The following is a 15,879-nucleotide window of genomic DNA, read 5'->3' as shown; positions in this document are numbered from 1 at the left end:
GACACCGGTAGGCTCTTGGCGGTTCGTGGCCGAGTGGCTAAGTGGCTGACTTGAGGAGATGAATCGTGCGGGTTTCTCGGATGATCGCCGTCACGCTGGCGGGAGTCGCGGTTCTCGCGCCGGTCGCGGCCTGTTCCTCCGACAAGCCCGCGTCGGCGGGCAATCCGGTGGCCGGTGAGCCGAGCGCGGAGCCGACCCCCACGCCCGAGCCGACGCACCCCTTCACCGGCCTGCCGGGCGCGGCCCGCAGGCCGGTGCTCGCGGCGAAGATCGAGAACACCTCGGCGGGCAAGCCGCAGCTCGGCCTCAAAAGCGCGGACATCGTCTACATCGAGCAGGTCGAGGCGGGCCTGACCCGGCTGATGGCGATCTTCTCCTCGAAGATCCCGGCCAAGATCGGCCCGGTCCGCAGCGCCCGCATCTCCGACCTGCACATCGTCCCGCAGTTCGGCAGGCCCGCCTTCGCCTACTCGGGCGCGCAGACCAAGATGCTCCCCTTCATCGCCGAGGCGCCGCTGTTCGACGTCTCCGACAGCCGGGCGCCGGGCGCCTACTTCCGCCAGGAAGGACGCTTCGCCCCCTACAACCTGTTCGCCAACACCAGGCAGCTGCTGAGCGAGGCGCCCAAGGCGAGCAGGGCCAAGGACATCGGATTCACCTTCGGCGACGCCCCCGAGGGCGGCGTGCCGCGGAAGGCGTACAGCGTGAAGTACCCGGCGGCCCGTTTCACCTTCGCCTGGTCGCCGGCGGCGGGCAAGTGGCTGATCTGGCAGGACGGCAAGAAGGACATGGCGGCCGAGGGCGGCCAGCTCGGCGCGCCCACGATCGTCGTGCAGTACACCAAGACGGAGCGCTCGGAGTTTCACGACAAGAACCAGAGCTACACGCCGCTGGTGCACAGCACGGGCAAGGGCAGGGCGATCGTGCTCCGCGACGGGCAGGCGTTCAAGGCCCGCTGGTCACGGGAGACGGAGAAGGACGGCACCGTCTTCACCACGGAGGCGGGGGAGCCGATGAACTTCGCCCCCGGTCAGGTCTGGATCGCACTGGCCTCCGCCAAACCCGTCATTCCCTGACGCGCAAGTCCTACATCATGTTCAAGAGGATCTTCTAAGAACGACAAGACGGCGTGTAGGGGGCATCCTGCCCAGCGCCTACGATGGAAGCGTAGTGGCCGTCCAGCGCGGGCGGCCCGTGATCCGCAGCCGTCGTGAGGTAGAGACCGTGTCCAGCAGCACGCCCGAAGTCAGCGATACCACCGTCACCGGAACCGCCCGGGTCAAGCGCGGCATGGCAGAGATGCTCAAGGGCGGCGTCATCATGGACGTCGTCAACGCCGAGCAGGCCAAGATCGCCGAAGACGCCGGTGCCGTGGCCGTCATGGCCCTCGAACGGGTACCCGCCGACATCCGCGCCCAGGGCGGCGTCTCCAGGATGAGCGACCCCGACATGATCGACGGCATCATCGCCGCCGTCTCGATCCCGGTCATGGCCAAGGCCCGCATCGGCCACTTCGTCGAGGCTCGGGTGCTCCAGTCGCTTGGCGTCGACTACATCGACGAGTCCGAGGTGCTCACCCCGGCCGACTACGCCAACCACATCGACAAGTGGCAGTTCACGGTGCCCTTCGTCTGTGGCGCGACCAACCTGGGCGAGGCGCTGCGCCGCATCACCGAGGGCGCGGCGATGATCCGTTCCAAGGGCGAGGCGGGCACCGGCGACGTCTCCAACGCCACCACCCACATGCGCAAGATCAGGGGCGAGATCAAGCGCCTGACCTCGCTGCCCGCTGACGAGCTCTATGTCGCGGCCAAGGAGCTCCAGGCGCCGTACGAGCTGGTCGCCGAGGTCGCCAAGACCGGCAAGCTGCCGGTGGTGCTGTTCACCGCCGGTGGCATCGCCACCCCGGCCGACGCCGCGATGATGATGCAGCTCGGCGCCGAGGGTGTGTTCGTCGGCTCGGGCATCTTCAAGTCCGGCAACCCCGCCGAGCGCGCCGCCGCGATCGTCAAGGCCACCACCTTCCACGACGACCCCGACGTCATCGCGAAGGTCTCCCGCGGCCTGGGCGAGGCCATGGTCGGCATCAACGTCGACGACATCCCGGCCCCGCACCGGCTGGCCGAGCGCGGCTGGTAGCGGAACTCAGGGAAACCGGCGGAGAGGCGGCCTCCTTGAGGGAGGCCGCCTCTTCGGCGCTAGAAGGGCCCTCCAGGAAGGTCCAGGGCTGGTTATGAACCAGTTTGGGGTGATCCGTGGGGTGGCCATACCCTGAAAGGGACGTTTCTTTTCCAGGGGAAGGACCATCGGTGACCATCGTCCCGACGATCGGCGTGTTCGCGCTCCAAGGCGACGTGCGCGAGCACGTGCGCTCGCTGGAGGCGGTGGGTGCCAGAGCGGTCGCCGTACGGCGCCCCCACGAACTGGAGGCGGTCGACGGCCTCGTCATCCCGGGCGGCGAGTCCACCACGATGTGGAAGCTCGCCGAGACCTTTGAGCTGCTCGAACCGCTCCGGATGCGGATCAAGGCAGGGATGCCCGCCTATGGCTCCTGCGCCGGCATGATCATGCTGGCGGACCGGATCGAGGGCGGCGTCGAGGGCCAGCAGACGATCGGCGGCATCGACATGGTCGTTCGGCGCAACGCCTTCGGCCGCCAGGTCGACTCCTTCGAGGCCGACATCGACTTCGCCGGCCGCGGTGCCATGCGGGCGGTCTTCATCCGCGCACCCTGGGTGGAATCCGTGGGTTCGGGGGTCGAAGTGCTGGCGTTGGCCGAACCTGGAGATAGGATCGTCGCGGTCCGTCAAGGACCGCTGCTCGCCACATCCTTCCACCCGGAGATTACCGGGGATGTTGGTGTGCATTCATATTTCGCTGAGATGGTGAGGGAGCTCTAGGGGATGTCCGGCCACTCCAAATGGGCGACGACGAAGCACAAGAAGGCGGCGCTTGATTCCAAGCGCGGCAAGCTGTTCGCCAAGCTCATCAAGAACATCGAGGTCGCGGCACGGACGGGCGGCCCCGATCCGGACGGCAACCCGACGCTGTACGACGCCATCACCAAGGCGCGCAAGAGCTCGGTTCCGATCGACAACATCGAGCGCGCCCGCAAGCGCGGCGGCGGCCTGGAGGCCGGCGGCGCCGACTGGCAGACCATCATGTACGAGGGCTACGCCCCCGGCGGCGTCGCGGTGCTGATCGAGTGCCTCACCGACAACCGCAACCGGGCGGCTTCCGAGGTCCGTGTCGCGCTGACCCGCAACGGTGGCTCGCTGGCCGACCCGGGCTCGGTGTCCTACATGTTCAACCGCAAGGGCGTCGTGCTCGTCCCCAAGGGCGAGCTGGGTGAGGACGACGTGCTGACCGCGGTCCTCGACGCGGGCGCCGAGGAGGTCAACGACCTGGGCGACCAGTTCGAGGTCGTCTCCGAGGCCACCGACCTCGTCCCGGTCCGCAAGGCCCTGCAGGAGGCCGGGATCGACTACGACTCGGCCGAGTCCGGCTTCATGCCGACGATGAACGTCCCGCTCGACGAGGACGGCGCCCGCAAGGTCTTCAGGCTGATCGACGCCCTTGAGGACAGTGACGACGTGCAGAACGTCTGGGCCAACTTCGACGTCTCCGACGAGGTCATGGAGAAGCTCGACGCGTGATCTCGCGCTTCGGCGTCCCCGCCGCGGAACCCCGGGCGGTGACCGCCTTCACCGTGCCCCGCGTGCTCGACCGCCGTTGACACTTCCCGCGAGCCCCGCGAGGGCCGTGCGCGACGTGCTCTCAGGCGGTAGAGTCTGGCACCGAACAGGTGTTCGGCGAGCGGAGGCGTGCCGGTGCGGTTGCCCGAACTGCGGGTCATGGGGGTCGATCCCGGGCTTACCCGATGCGGGCTCGGCGCCGTCGAGGGGAGGCCGGGCGCGCCGCTGAGCCTGGTCAAGGTCGGAGTGGTCCGCACCCCCGCCGACGACGAGATCGGCGCCCGGCTGGTGGCGATCGAGACCGGCATAGAGCAGTGGCTCGACGAGCTCGAACCCGACGCGGTGGCCGTGGAGCGGGTCTTCGCCCAGCACAACCTCAGGACCGTGATGGGCACCGCGCAGGCCTCCGCCGTGGCGATCCTGTGCGCCTCCCGCAGGGGGCTGCCGGTCGCCCTGCACACGCCGTCCGAGGTCAAGGCGGCGATCACCGGCAGCGGCACGGCCGACAAGCAGCAGGTCGGCACGATGGTGACCCGGCTGCTGCGACTGGACGCCATGCCCAAGCCCGCCGACGCCGCCGACGCGCTCGCCCTCGCGATCTGCCACGTGTGGCGGGGCGGAGCCCAGAGCAGGCTGGCCGAGGCCGCCGCGAAGGCCGCGAGCGGCCCCGGCACGAGCGCGGCGGCCTACTTCCGCGGCCGGGGCAGGGCCGGATACCCGAGAGGAACCACGAAGTGATCGCCTCGGTACGAGGACAGGTGACCGCGATCGCCCCCGACGGGGCGGTCGTCGAGGTGGGCGGGGTGGGAGTGCTCGTGCACTGCACGCCGGGCACGCTGGCGACGCTCAGAACGGGTGAGGAAGCCCGGCTGGCCACCTCGCTGGTGGTCCGCGAGGAGTCTCTGACGCTGTTCGGCTTCGCCACCGACGACGAGCGCGGGATCTTCGAGATGCTGCAGACGGCCAGCGGGGTCGGCCCCAAGGTCGCACTGGCGATGCTGGCCGTGCACACCCCCAACGCGCTCAGGATGGCCGTGGCCACCGCCGACGTCAAGGCGCTGACCAGGGTCCCCGGGGTGGGTCCGAAGGGCGCCCAGCGGATCATCGTCGACCTCAAGGGCAAGCTCGGCACGCCTGAGGAGGCGGTCAACGCCGCGCTCAACGGCCGCGCCGCCGTGCCCGCCTGGCGCGATCAGGTCCACTCCGGCCTGGTCGGCCTGGGCTACTCGGTACGGGACGCGGACGAGGCGGTCGCCGCCGTCGCGCCCCGGGCCGACGCCGAACTGGCCGAGGGCCGCACCCCGCAGGTGGCGGCGCTGCTCAAGGCGGCACTCGGCGCGCTGAGCACGCGATGAGAGGTGCGACGGGGAGGAGGCGGCGGGGAGAGCGCAGGCGCCTCCGCCGTACGGTGAGCAGAGGTGGGGCGGCGTGAGTTTCGAACGGGATCTGGTGTCGCCGGACGCCGAGGGCGACGAGAGGAACATCGAGGCGGCGCTGCGGCCCAAGCGGCTGGAGGAGTTCATCGGGCAGGCACGGGTGCGCGAGCAGCTGTCCCTGGTGCTGCAGAGCGCGCTGCGGCGCAACCGGCCGCCGGACCACGTGCTGATGAGCGGCGGTCCCGGGCTGGGCAAGACGACCCTCTCCATGATCATCGCGACCGAGCTCTCCGTGCCGCTCCGGATCACCTCGGGGCCCGCGCTCGAGCGGGCCGGTGACCTCGCGGCGATCCTGTCGACCCTCTCGGAGGGCGAGGTGCTGTTCATCGACGAGATCCACCGCATGGCCAGGCCCGCCGAGGAGATGCTCTACCTCGCGATGGAGGACTTCCGCGTCGACATCGTGGTGGGCAAGGGGCCGGGGGCGACCGCGATCCCGCTGGAGATCGCCCCGTTCACCCTGGTCGGGGCCACCACCAGGGCCGGCATGCTCCCCGCGCCGCTGCGTGACCGCTTCGGCTTCGTCGCGCACATGGACTTCTACGGGGTCGCCGAGCTGGAGCAGGTGCTGCACCGCTCCTCGCGCCTGCTGGGCGTGACGCTGCCCGGCGACGCCGCCACCGAGATCGCCGGCCGCTCGCGGGGCACGCCCCGCATCGCCAACCGCCTGCTGCGCAGGGTCCGCGACTTCGCCGAGGTGCGCGCGGAAGGCGTCATCACCAGGGACGTCGCCTCCGCCGCGCTCAACCTCTACGAGGTCGACGCCGAAGGGCTCGACAGGCTCGACCGGGCGGTGCTCGGAGCGCTGCTGCGCAAGTTCGGCGGCGGCCCGGTGGGGCTGTCGACGCTGGCGGTCGCGGTGGGGGAGGAGCCGGAGACGGTCGAGGTGGTCGCCGAGCCGTTCCTGGTGCGGCAGGGTCTGCTGGCCCGCACCCCCCGTGGCCGGGTCGCGACCGCCGCGGCCTGGACCCATCTGGGGCTGGTGCCCCCGCCGGACGCCTTCGGCGCCTCGTTCCTCGTCGATCTTGGGGATGATGCTGAGCAAATCTAGCGTTGTGCATCGGTAGGGGAGACGTACAAGCTTGATCACAGATGGATGACAACTGTATCGAAATGGGAACTTCCCTGCGTGCCGGATCGTGACTTCGTTGCCGCGCTTCTAACAACTCGCCTAAACTCCGAGCCTTGGCTGGCTGTGTAGGCTGACGTGCTGAGCGGCGTGGTCGTATATGACGTCCGGTTTCACGCCGGTCATTCTCAAGAGAGGGAGCGGCCCTGTGGGCGGCAACTATTCAAGCCTGATCATGATCGCTCTCATGGTCGTGGTCTTCTACTTCCTGCTGATCCGACCGCAGCGCAAGCGGCAGCAGGAGCAGGTCAAGATGCAGAACAGCCTTACGCCGGGCACCGGTGTCATGACCACGACGGGTCTTTTCGGGACCGTGGTGGCCATCGACGCCGACGACGTGATCCTGGAGATCGCCCCCGGTGTGGAGACTCGCTGGGTGAAGGCGGCGATTGGCCGCGTCCTGGTTCCCGTCGACGATGCGGAGGAGGATGTCAAGGCCGTCGACCACGACGTCGCGGAGACCGCCGAGCAGCAGAGCGAAGAGCGCGACTCGGCGAGCAAGAAACTGTGAGTAGGTTCACCACCAATCCCCTATAACCGAAAGTCGACCAGTGGCCCGACCGACCAGCGGCCAGAGCAGACCGGGGCGCATGCTCCTGGTGCTTCTGGCGATCATTCTCGCCATGGGAGGGGTGATGCTCCTCAACAAGGCGTACACCCCGGAATATGGCCTCGACCTCGCCGGCGGCACGACAGTGACGCTGCAGCCCATCACCCCGAACGGAAGCGCTCCCTCCCAGGAGAGTCTCGATCTGGCGGTGAACATCATCCGCGAGCGGGTGAACGGCAGCGGCATCTCCGACGCCGAGGTCGCCAAGTCCGGTGACAACATCGTCATCTCCGTCCCCGGAGTTGGCCAGGAGGAAGTCGTCAAGCTGGTCGGCACCACTGCGGAACTGCGGTTCCGCCAGGTGCTGGCGATCGGGGCCGGATCGCCTCCGCCCCCCGGGGAGCTGGCCACCCAGCCGCCGACGCCGTCCCCCTCGCCCACCACCTCCGGGGGCAAGGGAACCAGGGCGCCCAAGCCCACCGAGTCCGCGGTGCCGAAGCCGGCCGCGACAGCCGCCCCCGACACGAGCACCTCGCCCGCCGGGCGAGCCCTGTCGTCGGGGCTGCTCAAACCAAGCCCAGGAGCAAGCTCCGAGTCCTCTACGGAGCCTGCTCAACCCGGCGACCAGTCTTCCAAGCCGGGTGACGGCACCGCCGCGCCGACGGCCCCGCCGGCGGCGGCCGAGGACCCCATGGCGGGCGTCGACCCCACCGGGATCGACCCGGCGGCCCTCAAGGAGTTCCAGACGCTCGACTGCGCCAAGCAGACGAACCGAGGGGCACAGGACGCGCCGGACAAGCAGTACGTGGGCTGCAGCACCGACGGCAGCACCAAGTTCATCCTCGACAAGGCGGCCGTGACCGGCACCTCGATCGACAGCGCGTCCTCAGGCGTCGACCAGACCACCGGCGAGTGGCTCGTCCAGCTCTCCTTCAAGGGCCAGGGCCCCGACCAGTGGTCGAAGGTCACCACCACCGCCTTCAACTCGCAGGCCCCCCGCAACCAGATCGCCATGGTCCTCGACGGCATGGTCATCTCCGCGCCGGTCATCCAGGAGCCGATCACCGGCGGCCGTGCGCAGATCTCCGGCAACTTCACCCAGGTGAGCGCCGACGAGCTGGCCAACCAGCTCAAGTACGGCGCGCTCCCGCTGAAGTTCGAGAAGAGCTCCATCGACGAGGTCTCCTCCACCCTGGGCGCCGACCAGCTGCGCGGCGGCCTCATCGCGGGCGCGATCGGCCTGCTGCTGGTCGTGATCTACTCGATGCTCTACTACCGGGGCCTGGGCGTCGTCTCGGTGCTGAGCCTCCTGGTGGCGACGGTTCTGACCTACCAGTCGGTGGTGCTGCTCGGCGCGTTCGCCGGCTTCCGCCTCTCGCTGCCGCACATCATCGGCCTGATCGTCTCGATCGGTATCACCGCCGACTCGTTCATCGTCTACTTCGAGCGCATCCGTGACGAGATGAAGGAAGGCCGCCGCTCGCTGCGCACGGCGATCGAGGTCGCCTGGGTCCGGGCCCGGCGGACGATCCTCATCGCGGACGCCGTCATGTTCATCGCCGCCGTGGTGCTGTACTTCCTGGCGGTCGGCGGTGTGGCCGGGTTCGCCTTCGCGATGGGCCTGACCACGCTCATCGACATCGCGGTGGTGTTCATGTTCACCAAGCCGTTCGTCGCGATGCTGGCGAGGCTGAAGTTCTTCGCCAAGGGTCACAAGCTCTCCGGCCTCGACGCCGAACGCATGAGCGAGACCGCCACCGCTCCCAAGACCGCTCCGCAGGAGGCCTGATGTCCGGCATCGCGCGCCGGCTGTACCGGGGCGAGGTCAACGTCGACTTCGTCGGCCGCAGGAAGCTCTGGTACAGCCTCTCCGTAATCCTGCTGGCGATCTCCATCGCCGGTCTGGTCTTCAACGGCCTCAACCTGGGCGTGGAGTTCAAGGGCGGGTCCGTCTTCTCCTTCAAGGCCCCGGCGTCCGTCAACATCGAGCAGGTGCGCGGCACGTTCACCGAAGCCGGTGTGCACCAGGTCATCGCGCAGACGACCCAGAACGGCTGGCGGGTCACCACGGAGAGCCTCCCGGCCGAGCAGGTCACCGCGGTCCAGAAGGCGGTGGCGGGCGAGTTCAAGCTGCCGCAGAACGAGGTCAACCTGCAGGTGATCGGTGCCTCCTGGGGCGGCCAGGTGGCCAACAAGGCCATCATCGGACTGATCGTCTTCATGCTGGCGATCATCCTGTACCTGACGATGGCCTTCGAGTGGAAGATGGCGCTGTCGGCCGTCGTGGCACTGTTGCACGACCTGGTGATCACCGCCGGTGTCTACGCCTGGTCCGGCTTCGAGGTCACCCCGGCGACCCTGCTGGGCTTCCTGACGATCCTCGGATACTCGCTGTACGACGCCGTCGTCGTCTTCGACATGATCAAGGAGGTCACCGCCAAGCTCGGCACGACCTCCAAGATGACCTACACCGAGGCCGCCAACAACGCGCTGAACCACACGCTGATCCGGTCGCTGAACACCACCCTGGTGGCGATCCTGCCGGTCGCGGCGATCCTCTTCATCGGCACCACGCTGTTCGGCGCCGGTACCCTGAAGGACCTGTCGCTGGCCCTGTTCGTCGGCATGATCGTCGGAACCTACTCCTCGCTGTGCGTCGCGACGCCACTGCTGGTCACGCTGAAGGAGCGCGAGCCGCGCTACCAGGCGATCGCCCGCAGGCTCGCCGCCCACGGGGGTGGCTCCGGGGGCAGGACGACGCGCCAGCCGGTCACCGCCGGAGCGTCCAACGGGGCCGCCAACGGGGCCACCACCGTGGCCAACGGGGCCGCGGCCGGTGGCGACAAACGCAAGAAGAAGTAAGCTCCGAGCAGTTCGCGCCTCCGCTCCCTGCCCAGGGGGCGGAGGCGTTTTCCTTCCCCCTTTCCAAGGAGTGCCGACCATGACCGAGCTGAGCAGGCTGATCCTCGACCGCATCCGGGACGTGCCCGACTACCCGCAGCCCGGGGTGATGTTCAAGGACATCACCCCGCTGCTCGCCGACCCGGTGGCGTTCGGCGCGGTGACCAAGGCGCTCGCCGGGCTGTACGAGGTGGACAAGATCGTTGGAATCGAGGCGCGGGGGTTCATCCTGGCCGCCCCGGTCGCCTGCGAGGCGGGCGCGGGCTTCGTCCCGGTACGGAAGAAAGGCAAACTGCCCTCTGAGACGCTTGAGGCGTCCTACGATCTGGAGTACGGCTCCGCCATCATCGAGGTTCACCGGGACGCCTTCATCCCCGGAGAGCGCGTCCTCATCGTCGACGACGTGCTCGCCACGGGGGGGACGGCGCGCGCGGCGGTGGAGCTGGTCCGCGAGGCGGGTGCCGAGGTCGTCGGCCTCGCCGTGCTCATGGAGCTGGCCTTCCTCAAGGGTCGCGAGCGCCTGACCGACGTCGAGTTGCACTCCCTCGTCGTCGTTTGATCGACCCCGCGGACAAAAGCACACAACCCCGTCTGGATACACTGAGGGATCTGGACTCGAACGTGAGGAGTCTGAGTGCCCCGTGATGTGGTCGTCCCCGACACGACCGCCAACGGTGGCGGTCCCGAGATGGCCGTCCCAGCAGGCGACGCCGGTTCCGTCATGTCCGGAGCCGTCGAGGAGAAGCCGGCGGTAAGGCGAAGGCTCGCACGTTTTGGGGGGCAATGGGGTGGCGGCATGAATCCGGTTCTGGAGCCGCTGTTCCGCACGGTCCGCGCTACCCATCCGAAGGCGGATCTGCGGCTCATCGAGCGCGCCTACGACGTGGCGGCCTATCACCACCGCGACCAGAAGCGCAAAAGCGGTGACCCGTACATCACCCACCCGCTGGCGGTGGCGACGATCCTGGCCGAGCTCGGCACCGACGACGAGACGCTGTGCGCCGCGCTGCTGCACGACACCGTCGAGGACACCGCCTACGGCCTGGACGAGCTGCGCTCGGACTTCGGCGACAACATCGCACTGCTGGTCGACGGCGTCACCAAGCTCGACAAGGTCAAGTTCGGCGCCGCGGCCGAGGCCGAGACCGTACGCAAGATGGTCGTGGCGATGTCCCGGGACATCCGGGTGCTGGTGATCAAGCTCGCCGACCGGCTGCACAACATGCGTACCATGCGCTACCTGCCCGAGCACAAGCGGCACCAGAAGTCCCGCGAGACGCTGGAGATCTTCGCGCCGCTCGCCCACCGGCTGGGCATGAACACCATCAAGTGGGAGCTGGAGGACCTCGCGTTCGCCATGCTCTACCCCAAGCGCTACGACGAGATCGCCCGGATGGTCTCGGAACGGGCCCCGCGCAGGGACCTGTTCCTGCAGGAGGTCATCGAGAAGGTCTCCGGCGACCTGCGTGACGCCAAGATCCGCGCGGCCGTCAAGGGCCGCCCCAAGCACTACTACTCCGTCTACCAGAAGATGATCGCCAGGGACGTCGCCTTCGACGACATCTACGACCTGGTCGGCATCCGGGTGCTGGTCGACACGGTCCGCGACTGCTACGCGGCACTCGGAACGATTCACGCGCGATGGAACCCGGTGCCCGGCCGGTTCAAGGACTACATCGCGATGCCCAAGTTCAACATGTACCAGTCGCTGCACACCACGGTCATCGGCCCGGAGGGCAAGCCGGTGGAGCTGCAGATCCGCACCCACGGGATGCACCACAGGGCCGAGTACGGCGTGGCGGCGCACTGGAAGTACAAGGAGGACATGACCACCTCCGGTCCTCCGGGGGCGAAGCTGAAGCCCGCCAGCGACATGGCGTGGCTGCGCCAGCTCCTCGACTGGCAGAAGGAGACCGCCGACCCGGGGGAGTTCCTGGAGTCGCTCAGGTTCGACCTGTCGGTCTCGGAGGTCTACGTCTTCACGCCCCGGGGTCAGGTCATCGCGCTGCCCGAGAACGCGACGCCCGTCGACTTCGCCTACGCCGTGCACACCGAGGTGGGGCACCGTTGTATCGGAGCCAGGGTCAACGGCCGCCTGGTGCCCCTGGAGTCGCGACTGGGCAACGGCGACACGGTGGAGATCTTCACCTCCAAGTCGCCCGACGCGGGCCCCTCGCGTGACTGGCTGAAGTTCGTCAAGTCGGGACGGGCCCGTAACAAGATCCGGCAGTGGTTCTCCAAGGAGCGCCGCGAGACCGCGATCGAGGCGGGCAAGGAGGCGATCGGCCGCGCCATGCGCAAGCAGGGCCTGCCGCTGCAGCGCCTGATGTCCGGAGAGTCCCTTCTGGCCCTCGCCAGGGATCTGCGCTACCCGGACGTCTCCGCGCTCTACGCGGCCGTGGGAGAGGGCCACATCGCCGCGCAGGCGGTCGTGCAGAAGCTCGTGACGTCCATCGGAGGAGTGGACGGCGCGGAAGAGGACATCGCCGAGGCCTCAGTGCCGACCAAGCTGCGCGGCCGTCCCCGGGGCAGTGGCGGTGCCGGAGTGGTCGTCGCGGGTGACTCCGACGTCTGGGTCCGTCTGTCGCGATGCTGCACTCCCGTGCCCGGCGATGAGATCGTCGGTTTCGTCACCCGCGGGCATGGTGTGTCGGTGCACCGCACCAACTGTCCCAACATGGATCAGCTCAAGTCCGAGCCCGACCGCCTGGTCGAGGTCGCCTGGTCCGCCGCGGACGACTCGGTGTTCCTGGTCGCGCTGCAGGTCGAGGCGCTCGATCGGCCGCGCCTGCTCTCCGACGTGACCCGCACGCTCTCCGACCAGCACGTCAACATCCTGTCGGCGTCGGTGACGACGTCCAGGGACAGGGTGGCGATCAGCAAGTTCACCTTCGAGATGGGCGACCCCAAGCATCTGGGGCACGTCCTGAAGGCCGTCCGCAACATCCAGGGCGTCTACGACGTCTACCGGGTCAGCGGCGCCGGTTCCTGAGCGTCGGGCGCCCTCGGAATCTCCGAGCAGGGGAGGCCGACGCCCCATCGCGAACGCCAGGGCCGCGGAGGACGCTCCCCGGTCGGGGAGCCCTCCGCGGCCCTGTCGGTCCTTCAGATCGCGTCAGCCGCTGGCGAAAGGGGTCAGGAGAACTCGGCGAGCGTGCGCTCGGCCTCCTCCAGCCAGGAACGGCGGGCGGCCAGGGCCTCCTCGGTGTCCTTGACGTCCTTGTCCCTGCCCGCGTCCCTGGCCTTGGCCAGGCGGCCCTCCAACTGCGCGATCGACTTGCGCAGCTGGTCGACCGTGTTCTGGGCGCGGGCGCGTGCCTCGGGGTTGGAGCGCTTCCACTCCGCCTCCTCGGCCTTGCGGACCGCGTCGTCGATCTTGCGCAGGCCACCCTCCAGCCGGTCGCGCTGCTCGCGCGGGACCGGGCCCGCGGCCTCCCAGCGCTCCAGGACGCCGCGCAGGGCGCTCCTGGCCGCACGGGCGTCGGTGACCGGGAGGATCTTCTCGGCCTCGGTCAGGAGTTGCTCCTTGACCTCGGCGTTGGCCGCCAGTGAGGCGTCGCGCTCGGCGAAGACGGCCGAACGCGCCTGGAAGAACTGGTCCTGGGCGCCCTTGAAACGGCCCCAGAGCTCGTCCTCGACCTCCCGGGAGGCCCGGCCTGCGGACTTCCACTCCTGCATCAGCTCGCGGTAGGCCGACGCGGTGGAACCCCAGTCGGTGGACGAGGCCAGCGCCTCGGCCTCGGCCACGATGCGCTCCTTGGCGGAGCGCACGCCCTCGCGCTGCTCGTCCAGCCCCGCGAAATAGGCCTTGCGCCGCTTGGCGAAGGCCGTGCGGGCCGCCGACAGGCGCTTCCACAACGCCGCCTCGGTCACCCGGTCGATGCGCTCGGCGGCCTTCCACTCCTCGATCAGCTGGCGCAGCCGCTCGCCACCGGTCTTCCAGTGGGTGGTGTCGTCGGCGATGCGCTCGGCCTCGGCGACGATCCGCTCCTTGACGCCCTTGGCCTCGGCCCTGGCCACGTCGCGAGCGGCCTTGACCTCCTCCCGGCGCTGGGCGACCAGCTCCGTGAGGGTGTTGAGGCGGTTCAGCAGCGCGTCGAGGTCGCCGACCGCGTGCGCGTCGGTGATCGCCTCACGGAGCTTGACGATGGTCGCCTCCGCCTGGGCGGGCGGCAGATCGGTGCCGCGGACCCGCTGTTCGAGCAGGGTGACCTGCCCGGCCAGCTCGTCGAACTTGCGATGGAAGTAGGCGAGTGCCTCTTCCGGTTCGCCGGCCTGCCAGGACCCGACGGCCCGTTCTCCCTCAGCCGTACGTACGTAGACGGTGCCGTCGTCGTCTACCCGGCCCCACGGGTCGGTGCTCACCGTGTCCTCCCGCACTTTCATCAGCCTTTCGGGACTTACCGCCCCTTGTATGTATTACGTCAGCTCTTGCTGGACATTGTCACGTCTTTGATTTCGAGGGTTTCCTTCGGTGCCCCGGTGCCGTCAGGTCCCGGAGTGATGACGCCCGCCTTGTTCACCTTGTCGAGGATCTCCAGGCCCTTGGTGACCGTACCGAAGGGTGTGTAGTCCGGTGTCAGTGGGGCGTCGCCGTACACGAGGAAGAACTGGCTGCCGTTGGTGTCGGGGCCGCTGTTGGCCATGGCCACGACGCCGCGTGTGTACTTGGCGCCCTCCAGGTTCTCGTTGACGAAGCGGTAGCCCGGGCCACCCTGACCGTCGGTGGGGTTCTTGCCGTCGGCCTTGGCCAGCGGGTCGCCGCACTGCAGCATCGGGAACTGGTCGGAGCCCAGCCGGTGACACTTGGAGCCGTCAAAGTACTTCTTCTGCGCCAGGAAGGCGAAGGAGTTGACGGTGCACGGCGTCTTGTCGGCCGACACCTTGATGACGATGTCGCCCTGGTTGGTCTTCAGGGTCATCATCGTGGGAGTCTTGTCGACCTTCGCCGGAGGCAGGCCCACGTCCTTGGTCGTGCCGCCTTCCGAGGCGACGTAGCCGCAGGTGCCGCTGGCCGCGTCGAAGGCCGTCGGCTGCGCGCCGGCGTCCGCGGAGGCCGTCTCCGAAGGGTTCCCCGAGGGTGCCGGATCGGCGGTCGCCGTCGTGTCGGAACCCCCGAACACGTTGGTCGCGACGATCACACCCGCCACGGCCAGCACACCGACCACACTGGTGCCGATGAGTGCGATGCGCTTGGCCCTGGCGACCTTGGCCTCACGTTCGATGCGCCGCTTCGTCTGCCGCTCGTAGTGCTCGCGCGCCAACTGCTTCTGGCGCTCCCTGCCGCTCACCGCTTCGCCCTCCCGAGTGCCGAGTCGTACTTAATGAGGTGGGCGAATCGTATCGGCCAATGGGTAATGGTTCGCAGCCCGCCGACCCGCACCGGTACCCTTCGGTTACATTCCCATCCGCATTCTTGACGAGATCAGCTGAGGCAGATGCTCATCGCCGGCTTTCCCGCAGGGTCCTTCCAGACCAACTGTTACGTCGTCGCTCCCGCCGCGGGCGAGGAGTGCGTGGTCGTCGATCCCGGCCAGAACGCCGTCGGCGACCTCGATGACCTGCTGCGCGAGCACAGGCTCAAACCGGTCGCGGTGCTGGTCACCCACGGGCACCTCGACCACATGTGGTCGGTCGCCCCGGTCTGCGGCGCGCGTGACGTCCCCGCGTGGATCCATCCCGAAGACCGCGCGCTGCTGTCCGATCCCGGCAAGGGGATGTCGCTGTCCGCGAAACAGCAACTGTTCGGGGGACTGACCTTCACCGAGCCGGACGACGTGCGCGAGCTCGCGGACGGCGAGGTGCTGCGGCTGGCGGGCCTGGAGCTCACCGTCGACCACGCCCCCGGCCATACCAGGGGGTCGGTGACCTTCAGGTTGCCCAGCACCGAGGAGATCCCCGACGTGCTGTTCTCGGGCGATCTGCTCTTCGCCGGCTCCATCGGCCGCACAGATCTTCCAGGCGGCGACTACCCGACCATCCTGCGCAGCCTGGCGGCCAAGTGCCTGCCGCTGCCGGCGGACACGGTGGTGCTGCCCGGCCACGGACCACAGACCACGATCGGCCAAGAGCGTGCCACCAATCCGTATCTCGCGGAGGCGGAGCAGGCCGCGGGCGCAGGCCCCGCAGGTCTCGGGCACGACCGCGGCCCCGGCAGGGGACTTTAGA

15 protein-coding genes are annotated in these 15,879 nt (G+C 68.8%); 13 read left to right on the top strand and 2 right to left on the bottom strand.

The genetic code is table 11. The features are described from left to right. Window positions 1-65: 65 nt before the first annotated feature. The 12 genes from ABT130_RS19175 (at window position 66) to ABT130_RS19120 (ending at window position 12,703) form a co-directional block, all read left to right on the top strand. Window positions 66-1,076, top strand: a complete 1,011-nt coding sequence (locus ABT130_RS19175; protein ID WP_350956972.1) for a DUF3048 domain-containing protein — start codon at window positions 66-68, stop codon at window positions 1,074-1,076. A gap of 148 nt (window positions 1,077-1,224) precedes the next feature. Next, window positions 1,225-2,139, top strand: coding sequence for a pyridoxal 5'-phosphate synthase lyase subunit PdxS (gene pdxS, locus ABT130_RS19170; protein WP_030919964.1), 915 nt, complete (start codon window positions 1,225-1,227; stop codon window positions 2,137-2,139). 170 nt (window positions 2,140-2,309) lie between these two features. Further along, entirely contained in the window at window positions 2,310-2,900 is a 591-nt protein-coding gene (gene pdxT / locus ABT130_RS19165) for a pyridoxal 5'-phosphate synthase glutaminase subunit PdxT (protein WP_350927268.1), read from the top strand. Window positions 2,901-2,903: 3 nt separating this feature from the next. Continuing rightward, entirely contained in the window at window positions 2,904-3,656 is a 753-nt protein-coding gene (locus tag ABT130_RS19160; RefSeq protein ID WP_326638806.1) for a YebC/PmpR family DNA-binding transcriptional regulator, read from the top strand. Window positions 3,657-3,845: 189 nt separating this feature from the next. Next, a complete protein-coding gene (gene ruvC / locus ABT130_RS19155) occupies window positions 3,846-4,433 on the top strand; it encodes a crossover junction endodeoxyribonuclease RuvC (protein ID WP_350927351.1) in 588 nt (195 codons plus the stop codon). Next, on the top strand, window positions 4,430-5,050 hold the full coding sequence (ruvA, locus tag ABT130_RS19150) for a Holliday junction branch migration protein RuvA (RefSeq protein WP_350927270.1): 621 nt from the start codon (window positions 4,430-4,432) through the stop codon (window positions 5,048-5,050). Before ruvC ends, ruvA begins: the two co-directional genes overlap by 4 nt. A 73-nt stretch (window positions 5,051-5,123) precedes the next feature. After that, a complete protein-coding gene (ruvB, locus tag ABT130_RS19145; RefSeq protein WP_350956970.1) occupies window positions 5,124-6,182 on the top strand; it encodes a Holliday junction branch migration DNA helicase RuvB in 1,059 nt (352 codons plus the stop codon). Between the two features lie 226 nt (window positions 6,183-6,408). Further along, window positions 6,409-6,771 carry a preprotein translocase subunit YajC gene (gene yajC, locus ABT130_RS19140; protein WP_350956968.1) on the top strand — a complete coding sequence of 121 codons (363 nt, stop codon included), beginning with the start codon at window positions 6,409-6,411 and terminating at the stop codon, window positions 6,769-6,771. Window positions 6,772-6,850: 79 nt separating this feature from the next. Beyond that, entirely contained in the window at window positions 6,851-8,599 is a 1,749-nt protein-coding gene (secD, locus tag ABT130_RS19135) for a protein translocase subunit SecD (RefSeq protein WP_350956966.1), read from the top strand. Continuing rightward, a complete protein-coding gene (gene secF / locus ABT130_RS19130; RefSeq protein ID WP_350956964.1) occupies window positions 8,599-9,672 on the top strand; it encodes a protein translocase subunit SecF in 1,074 nt (357 codons plus the stop codon). Before secD ends, secF begins: the two co-directional genes overlap by 1 nt. Window positions 9,673-9,751: 79 nt before the next feature. Then, the gene (locus ABT130_RS19125; RefSeq protein ID WP_350927280.1) at window positions 9,752-10,270 is read left to right on the top strand and encodes an adenine phosphoribosyltransferase; all 519 of its coding nucleotides are present in this window, start codon (window positions 9,752-9,754) and stop codon (window positions 10,268-10,270) included. Between the two features lie 237 nt (window positions 10,271-10,507). Then, window positions 10,508-12,703 (top strand): RelA/SpoT family protein, encoded by a 2,196-nt coding sequence (locus ABT130_RS19120; RefSeq protein ID WP_350927282.1) that lies wholly within the window; start codon window positions 10,508-10,510, stop codon window positions 12,701-12,703. A 143-nt stretch (window positions 12,704-12,846) separates the two neighbouring features. Here ABT130_RS19120 and ABT130_RS19115 read toward each other — a convergent pair whose 3' ends face one another. Together ABT130_RS19115 and ABT130_RS19110 are read right to left on the bottom strand one after the other, a co-directional pair. After that, complete coding sequence (locus ABT130_RS19115) at window positions 12,847-14,076, bottom strand: DUF349 domain-containing protein (RefSeq protein WP_350927284.1); 1,230 nt, start codon at window positions 14,074-14,076, stop codon at window positions 12,847-12,849. 59 nt (window positions 14,077-14,135) lie between these two features. Next, window positions 14,136-15,002: a peptidylprolyl isomerase gene (locus ABT130_RS19110; RefSeq protein WP_350956962.1), complete on the bottom strand. Its 867-nt coding sequence runs from the start codon at window positions 15,000-15,002 to the stop codon at window positions 14,136-14,138. A 147-nt stretch (window positions 15,003-15,149) separates the two neighbouring features. Between ABT130_RS19110 and ABT130_RS19105 the strand changes: the two genes are divergently transcribed. Further along, window positions 15,150-15,878 (top strand): MBL fold metallo-hydrolase, encoded by a 729-nt coding sequence (locus ABT130_RS19105; protein WP_350927288.1) that lies wholly within the window; start codon window positions 15,150-15,152, stop codon window positions 15,876-15,878. The last annotated feature ends 1 nt before the right edge of the window (window position 15,879 follow it).

This window comes from Streptosporangium sp. NPDC001681, assembly GCF_040298085.1.
Classification (GTDB): domain Bacteria; phylum Actinomycetota; class Actinomycetes; order Streptosporangiales; family Streptosporangiaceae; genus Streptosporangium.
This window is presented reverse-complemented; position numbering and strand designations above follow the sequence as displayed.